Below are 7476 nucleotides of genomic sequence, written 5' to 3'. Positions count from 1 at the left end.
CTCTTTCCGGAACACACCACAAAAAAGAACCCTTGTGGCCGTAAGGGTCCTCAATAGAGTGTGTTTCTGTTTTATGCAGCTTTTTATACATCCTTGATTTATCAACGTTTGGCCTCGGGCTGAGTGACAAATAGATGAATAAAAAGTGCACGTTTTATTCATATGCTTTAACTACAAAATGTAGTATTTATGGTAAAAATATGCTATATTTTACTTGCGGTGCTATACATTCTTCAACGAGTAGGAATGACAAAAAGCAACCTCTCTCCAATGCCATGGGATATGAGGTTGCTTTTATTTAGTAGGAGAATATGTTACAGTTTACCTGCTGTGTATATAAGGCATAACCCCCTTATATATAGGCCATCTCGTCCTCCAAATTCGAGATGGCTTTTTACTTTATCCTTTACAAGTTTAAAATTTTGTGATACATTTCACATATAAAGATATCCATGGCGAACTATAAAACTCTTGAATGTTTAGAAAAAGCTATTCCAATCTGATGCTAATAAGACTGGAATAGCTTTTTTATTATGATTTTGGTTATTTAATTTTTCCAAGCTCATTTAACATTTCATCAATAAATTGACTAATTTCTACTGTGTTGCTACTTGTAAACCCCTCTTTAAACGCCGATTCAATTAAAGATTTTCTCTCTTTTTCAATCTTAACTGTCAAAGCTTCTTTTAAGATCACTTTATGAGACTCCAATATTCTCCTCACCCATTTGCTTTTAGTCGCAAAACAAATACAAGGTTGATTATTCCAATGACGATCAACCTTGTATTCGTTTTATCTTTTTACGTTCCTACAAATATTTTACAGTATACAAATGTCCTTACACAACGGAATTTTTCTTTTCATTTCTTGTTCTTCGTTTATAGTAGAAATATATAGTTTTTATGGTAAAAAGATGATATTATGGGTTTACGCCTATATTGACTTTATTTTTATATGTTGTGAACCCTGTGAAAAAGCTATTTGATTTCTATGCAAAGCCAATGCTTATAGAAACCAAATAGCTTTTTTATACATATAAAGAGTTTCAAAAAAGGAGGAGTACTATTATGTTGAACAGAGACGAACTTTTCTTATTCAACAGAGAACTATTATTTTTAGTAGATCAACACTCGGCCTGTACTGATTCTAGTTTAAAAAAGATTCTTGTCACTCAAATTGCCTTTATGTTTGCTGCCCTTAGCGAAAATTATCTCTCTATTTCTTGATCCTGGCTTTTATTACGCTTCTGAATCCCACCAACATATTGAAAGAACGAAATCTGTTTCATTCTCTCGACATTCTTATCAATCCAATTCAATGCTTTTTCCTTCCAGAGCTTCAATGTCTTATTCTCTTCTCGTAATTCATGAACCTGGTCATTTGCTTTATCAAGATCCTCTTTTGGCACATAATTCTTGATATAACCAAGATTCATCTTTGTTAAGCTCTCATTCACTGCATTTGCCTGTACAAGCTCTTTTTTCGTTTTCTCATGTTTCTGCTTCTCAGTTGTTAAATCGTCGCTGAGAGAGCTTATATGAGCTTCATATTGCGTATCTAGTTCTCTCTTAACCTCATCTTTGAGGTTTTCCTTTTGTTCAGCTGAAAAATCACGCACGAGCTTCTGGCGCATTTGTTTCTTTGCTTTCTCCACTTGGCCGTCTCGATCTGCCACATATACCTCTAACTCTTGCTTTGTCTCACTCAAATCATGCTTTAATGCCTTATTCTCTTTTTCATAGCGATCAAGCTCATGGCTCAATGCATGCGTACGCTTATGCTCGGCCGCCAATGTTTGCTGGAGCTCTTTTGTGAGGCTCATCAGCTCATGAAAATCTGTTTCCTCCACTTTCACTTTGGAACCCATGACACTCTTGGCCGCCTCTACTTCAATCGGTTGGCTACATAACTCTTCAATCCGTCTCTCGCTACGTATCTCAACGGGTGGTGCTGATTTTAACTCCACTAAATTGTCCATCTGTTGGAGCTCTTTTTCCTTGTGAGCCACTAATTGTTGCAGATGCTTTAGCTCTTTTTCGCGTTCTTGTTTTTTAAACTCATGAACACTCTTATGCTGCAGCTCGCTCCGCTCGCCACGCTCAATGTCATAGCCACGTTTGTTCATATAGTTGTGAAAGTCATCCTGAATTCGACGAATCTTGGTTTTGCCATGGAAGTACTCTTTCGCCGCCAAGCGCCGATCATCTGTGATTGGCACAAACCCCACGTGCATGTGTGGCGTCGCTTCATCGTTATGTACCACGGCATACAAAATGTTCTGCTGACCATACTTGCCGGCAATATGATCTAGTGATGCTTCAAAATATTTACGCTGCTCGTCTGGCGACATCGCATGCATATATTCCGGACTGGCCGATACAAAGAACTCTGCCACCAGGACCGCATCATTCCGAATTTTTCGTTTCACACGGGTGGCCGTCATCTTCTTAATTTCTTCATGATACTTAATTTTGTCCTCATTCATGAAGTCATAGTTGAGCATCGTTCTGGTTGAATCGATGTCTTTATTTTTACTGTTCTCGCCTTCTCGTTGGTTGTGTTTTTGGATCCCCAATATTGCGTCTTTGTGGAACTTTTGCATGCGGATAATCCCATATTTGGCCATCCCTCAATCCCCCATTTCGACCACTGTACTTGGGTCTAGCATACCACAATTTGAGATTTGGTGTAACGCACTACACCAATTTTTCATCTTCGATAAAATTGGGAGCGCGCTCTACGAGGTGGCGGTCGGCGTTCCTCCCTGTGTTTGGCTTCGCCAAAATGAAAAAGACATCCTTATCGGATGCCCTTTTTCATCAAGACCGTGGACGCCGTCCACCACCTGCCAAAGGGAAGCCCCTTTGGAATGGCTTCTACAAACACCCCCAACCCCCTCAACCTTTGAGGGGGCTCCCTCGCCGGTTGGCGTCAAACAAACGGGGTTGTTTGAGTGCCAAGAGGGTTTGGGTTTGGTGAATCTATCAACTCCTTAAATTCTCGACCTGACGGTCTTGCGATTTACCGTTGACAGACCACTTTATACGGAGGTTTTGAATACTTTTGAAAGAAATTATTCCTAGTAGTTTATATGCTTCAAAAAATTAATTACTGCTCTTATCTTCTTTTTGAAAATGTTCTTTGTAATATAAAAAATCAACTTTATGTTTTGTAGACATTAATTGTGTTGCTAATATTGCAGTGTAAACCGTGGTCAATCCTAATGCTACTGTTCCCAATAAATTCAAATTGTCTTTATTAATATTATCGTTACTATTCATAAAAATTTATCTCCTTTCTAATTTCTCTTTAAACTTATATTGCTAAATATCTTAAGTTTTTATTCCAAACTGAAACGGAGAAAGTCCTTTAGATGAACCTTGACATACCAAATTTTTAATTAAATATATGTGTTATAAATTATACATAGCCACAACAAAGGCCGCCCATTATGTATCATCCTATAAGGCGGCCTTCACTGTATGTATGCTACATGTATATTCGCATATTCATGACAATATTTTTAAAATCTCAATCCCTGCGGCCGCCCACAAAAATAAATGATAACAGGAGAATAAGAAAGAAACTTCTCTATAGATGCATTTGATTACTAACGTAATCAAATGCATCTATAGAGAAGTTTCTTAAAAATTACATGCAATTAACCTTTGTATCTAAAGAAAGCTTACAACAGCCACTGTAATAAGCATCAAAAGAATATACCATATACGACATGTCATGCTACATAAAAGAAGACACCTTTAAGGTGCCATTTTTCAATGAATCTTCTCTCATGTCTTATAAAAAACGTTGTATATACTGTACATATATCAGAACTTATATTGTTTATGAGACTTAAAATACATTAAGCTTTCCAAAATTCCCACCACTTCTTTTTTTCTTGAGCAGCAGCAAGTTGTTTTCTTGTTTCCTGAATTTCACGTATATGGCTCATACTTTGCTGATCCATACGTTCTACTAGCTTTTTATTGAATTCCATCTGTTCTTGTAATTGCTTTTTTATTTCTTCAATATTTTGAGCCATATCATCAATTTTATCTTTGAACTCATGAGCTTGAACGGCCATCTGTGCAGGTTGCATGGGGGGCGTTCCTTGCCGTGCACCGTAGCGTTCAACAACTTCTAAACATGCTACTTCTTTGGTTTTTCTTTGAACTTTTACTATTTGTTTAAATAGCTGTAAAGCGTTTAAGTCATGTTTAGTAAAAGCCCGACTATCATTCTCTCCTTTAACAAACTTATAACCTGTGGCCTCCAATTGGATACACCACTTTCTTAAAGTACTATCTGACACCTCTAGCTTCTTTGCAACTTCACTAGTCCAATAAGCTGGCTCTTGGCCAAGCTTTACATCTGACATGCCGTTCCCTCCCGTGCACGCATAGTTATATAAATAGTTATACTTTTTATATAAAATTCCCTTTAAAGAATAACAAAGAACGCCCCCCGTGCATGCTAATGGCTCTAATTTAGAATTATAACTTTACCCGTGCAATCCCCGTTCGTTTTGGGGTGGCGCGCTGGCTAGGGGTTCGGGGACTAGTCCCCGTTTGTGTAATCTATTTTTAGTAAAATTACCAACTGTGGACGTCTGCTCTGGCGGTTCGGCAGGTATAATGGCCGTCACAAGCCGATCATCTTAAACTTCGTTTTGGGTATGTTCGGCTTGGCGAAAGAACCAACCCTGCCGAAATTTGAAATGCAAGGAGAAAAGAGTGGAGATTTTTTAAGTGTTTTTCTTAAAAAATACTACTCGAACCTTGTATGGAAAATAGCCATATAGCTATGAGTAATTTTCACATGTATTAAGTTCAATACTCTTTAATTTTTTAAACGAAAAAAGTATAAAAAGACCCTTGCAATTCTATCAGCGAATTGCTATTTATATAGAGTGAGAAGGGACAAGTGAAAGAATGTTGTTATATCAACGTTTATAGAGGTAGGGGTGTTGGGAAAAACCAACACCTGTGTTGGGAAAAACCAACACCTAAAAAATGTAAAAAAGAAACAAATAAAAAAAGCAAGGGGTAAATTTCCCCTTACTTCTTAAAATAAATATATAGGTAATTGATGTTTCTTAGAGCTTCCTTCAACCTTGAAATTTTTTAGAGAGCGTTTAAATATTCTTTGTGTTGCCTTATCTACATCATCTCTTGCTGAACAACACATGATATTAGGGTTTACAAACCAAGTCCTACTAGTACACACTCTACCATCTTCTGTAGTCATACCACTCTCAGCAACAGCTAAAATGCCCTTTTTCATAAGATCATTCATCATAAGGGACACCGTTGAACGGTCACGTTCAAGTTTTTTTGCTAAATAGCTAGGTGAAGCCGAATTCTCGCTGACCTCTTCTAAGTCCTCTTCAGGGCGTTCTATAAGAATGTTTGTTTTAAATTCAACATAGGGAACTAAATCTAGTAAAAATGCTTTTTGTGAATTAGATAAGTACTTTATTTGACTTAAATAATTATAATTTTCCATCAGTATTTGCACAAATCTCACCCCATCAGTTTTTTTCTTTCGCTTACCGATGAAATAATTATCTCCAGTAGTCTTATGTAAGATTTCTAATAATGTTTTTTGTTGATCTGCTGAAAGACCAACTTCTGCTTGGTTTATTAACTCTTCTAGTTTAGAATCTCTTACTCTGGCTTTTTTTTCGGCTTCATCTAATGCTTTTTTCATTTTAATTCCTCCATTTTTTTATGGAAGGAACTAACCTTATTGTGGTAGAATACTTTTATAAAGTTATGTAGTTGAAGGTTAATCTCTCCTTAAAAGGTTAATTCCTTCTTAATATTTTTTAGAGAAAGTCCTCGGAGTCGTCGAAAACTTGAGGGCTTTTTCTTATGTCTAATTTTCTACCAAATCCTACATTTTTGCAAACCTTATTTGTAAAATGAGCAAGAAAACTCAGATCACATGTCGTATAGTTTTTTAATCTAATAAACCCTTTTCTTTAAATACTTTTCTTAACGCTTCATTCACCAATTCAGATTTATAACTCTTTGGAACACGATCAATAATACTTAACACATCATCATCAAAATAAAAGCCTCGATACACTCGTTTTGAACGGTCTTTTGGACTTTGCAGCAACAAATCAATTGCATCTACTGTGCTAGCTTTTGAAGAGCTAGTACTAGTGCTTTCACTTTTATCAACATAGCTCGTACTAGCTGCTACTTCACTAGTAGCTAGCTTTTGTTCTCCTGGTATTGTGCTGTTTTTAGAAATAAGGGTACTAAAGTCAAGGTCTAAAGGTTCTGTATCTTCTCGAACATAACGATAAATACTTTGTTTACTATCCCATTCGTAGCCTAATTTTTTAATCTTTGTTTGAATGGTACGAGTGCTTACATCATACTGATCAGCTAATTCTTTGATAGTGATTTCTTTCATCATAATTCCATTCAACATCTTTTTTACCAGCATCCTACTAGCCCCCATTTTCGTTTTAGAATTATAGTACTAGTATTCAAATGTAAAATGATATTTCCTGCTATAACTTCTTTTAAAACTAAGCTATGTGTCAGCAATGATACAAGATGTTTCATTTTCTATACATAAATGTATCATTCCTTCTAAAACGTAATTATCATGTTATACTGACAGACACTGACAAAACATTGTTTATGCAATAGGATATTGCAAATCTGCTATGTAAAGATTGCATAGTTTTTATAACCTTTGAGCAAACTACTAAAGTCAACGTGATCTGTTCTTTATAAGAATGGAACATAAAAAAGCCACTGGTATACTCCAGTGGCTTTTCATCTTTTTAATGGTATGACGGATAATTAATAGCATTTTAAGCAAACTACTGTATAAGCTGTAACTTTTGATCCTTCAATAAAATAAATGTAACAGAAGAGACTCCTGACCATGGTCAGGAGTCTCTTCTGTTTTTATCAAAAAATGATTAATATGTTTGTTTAGCAATAATATTTAAATTGAGTCAGTTTCGTTAATCAAATAAGAATGTTCAGCCTTCATTATCCTGTTAGTAAGATATCATTTAATAAAGCTAGTTCTACTTTGAAAGGATCATTAATTTTTCTAAGCTCACAATAACCAGAACTATAAATATGAATAATTTTAAATCTTGTACCACGATATAAAACTTCTTTATTAATTGACATACCTTCCCTCCAGATTCATTATCATAATTTGTTCAATCAACATATTAATCATTTTTTTTTTTTAAATTCATCTGGAACAAAATTAGGTTACTTTTCCCCTTTTTATATATTTCGAAACCTAAATTCAAATAAAATTTTATTTACACTCGATTGTATGCATAATTTTTACTACTTTAAGCAAACTACTCAAGACGCCGTGAGGCATCTACAACTAACTTTCTTCTTTAGCAGAAAAAACTCCTCCCGCCTAAGGTAGTTTTTTCTCTTTTTAACTGTATATCGTATACAAAGGTAGTTAACATAATGT

General features: G+C 35.4%; 7 protein-coding genes. All 7 read right to left on the bottom strand.

The annotated features are described in order from the left end of the window. Positions 1 to 543: 543 nt before the first annotated feature. The 7 genes from NST66_RS29255 to NST66_RS29225 all read right to left on the bottom strand — a co-directional run bounded on the left by NST66_RS29255 (position 544) and on the right by NST66_RS29225 (position 7169). Positions 544 to 711, bottom strand: a complete 168-nt coding sequence (locus NST66_RS29255) for an aspartyl-phosphate phosphatase Spo0E family protein (RefSeq protein ID WP_233335544.1) — start codon at positions 709 to 711, stop codon at positions 544 to 546. A 496-nt stretch (positions 712 to 1207) separates the two neighbouring features. Then, positions 1208 to 2626 carry a MobV family relaxase gene (mobV, locus tag NST66_RS29250; RefSeq protein ID WP_233335543.1) on the bottom strand — a complete coding sequence of 473 codons (1419 nt, stop codon included), beginning with the start codon at positions 2624 to 2626 and terminating at the stop codon, positions 1208 to 1210. Positions 2627 to 3104: 478 nt separating this feature from the next. Beyond that, positions 3105 to 3281: a hypothetical protein gene (locus NST66_RS29245; protein ID WP_340843952.1), complete on the bottom strand. Its 177-nt coding sequence runs from the start codon at positions 3279 to 3281 to the stop codon at positions 3105 to 3107. A gap of 584 nt (positions 3282 to 3865) precedes the next feature. Continuing rightward, positions 3866 to 4381, bottom strand: coding sequence for a DUF3967 domain-containing protein (locus NST66_RS29240; RefSeq protein WP_340843951.1), 516 nt, complete (start codon positions 4379 to 4381; stop codon positions 3866 to 3868). A 686-nt stretch (positions 4382 to 5067) separates the two neighbouring features. Continuing rightward, positions 5068 to 5712: a MarR family transcriptional regulator gene (locus NST66_RS29235; protein ID WP_154991011.1), complete on the bottom strand. Its 645-nt coding sequence runs from the start codon at positions 5710 to 5712 to the stop codon at positions 5068 to 5070. Between the two features lie 252 nt (positions 5713 to 5964). Beyond that, a complete protein-coding gene (locus tag NST66_RS29230) occupies positions 5965 to 6462 on the bottom strand; it encodes an HTH domain-containing protein (protein WP_340843950.1) in 498 nt (165 codons plus the stop codon). A gap of 560 nt (positions 6463 to 7022) precedes the next feature. Next, complete coding sequence (locus tag NST66_RS29225) at positions 7023 to 7169, bottom strand: hypothetical protein (RefSeq protein ID WP_175384226.1); 147 nt, start codon at positions 7167 to 7169, stop codon at positions 7023 to 7025. Positions 7170 to 7476: the final 307 nt, after the last annotated feature.

This window comes from Priestia sp. FSL W8-0524 (genome assembly GCF_038005965.1).
Taxonomy (GTDB): Bacteria; Bacillota; Bacilli; order Bacillales; family Bacillaceae_H; genus Priestia; species Priestia zanthoxyli.
This window is presented reverse-complemented; position numbering and strand designations above follow the sequence as displayed.

Coding starts and splice junctions, on each gene's coding strand:
- mobV (WP_233335543.1), bottom strand. CDS start 2,626: ATGGCCAAATATGGGATTATCCGCATGCAAAAGTTCCACAAAGACGCA.
- NST66_RS29245 (WP_340843952.1), bottom strand. CDS start 3,281: ATGAATAGTAACGATAATATTAATAAAGACAATTTGAATTTATTGGGA.
- NST66_RS29240 (WP_340843951.1), bottom strand. CDS start 4,381: ATGTCAGATGTAAAGCTTGGCCAAGAGCCAGCTTATTGGACTAGTGAA.
- NST66_RS29235 (WP_154991011.1), bottom strand. CDS start 5,712: ATGAAAAAAGCATTAGATGAAGCCGAAAAAAAAGCCAGAGTAAGAGAT.
- NST66_RS29230 (WP_340843950.1), bottom strand. CDS start 6,462: ATGCTGGTAAAAAAGATGTTGAATGGAATTATGATGAAAGAAATCACT.
- NST66_RS29225 (WP_175384226.1), bottom strand. CDS start 7,169: ATGTCAATTAATAAAGAAGTTTTATATCGTGGTACAAGATTTAAAATT.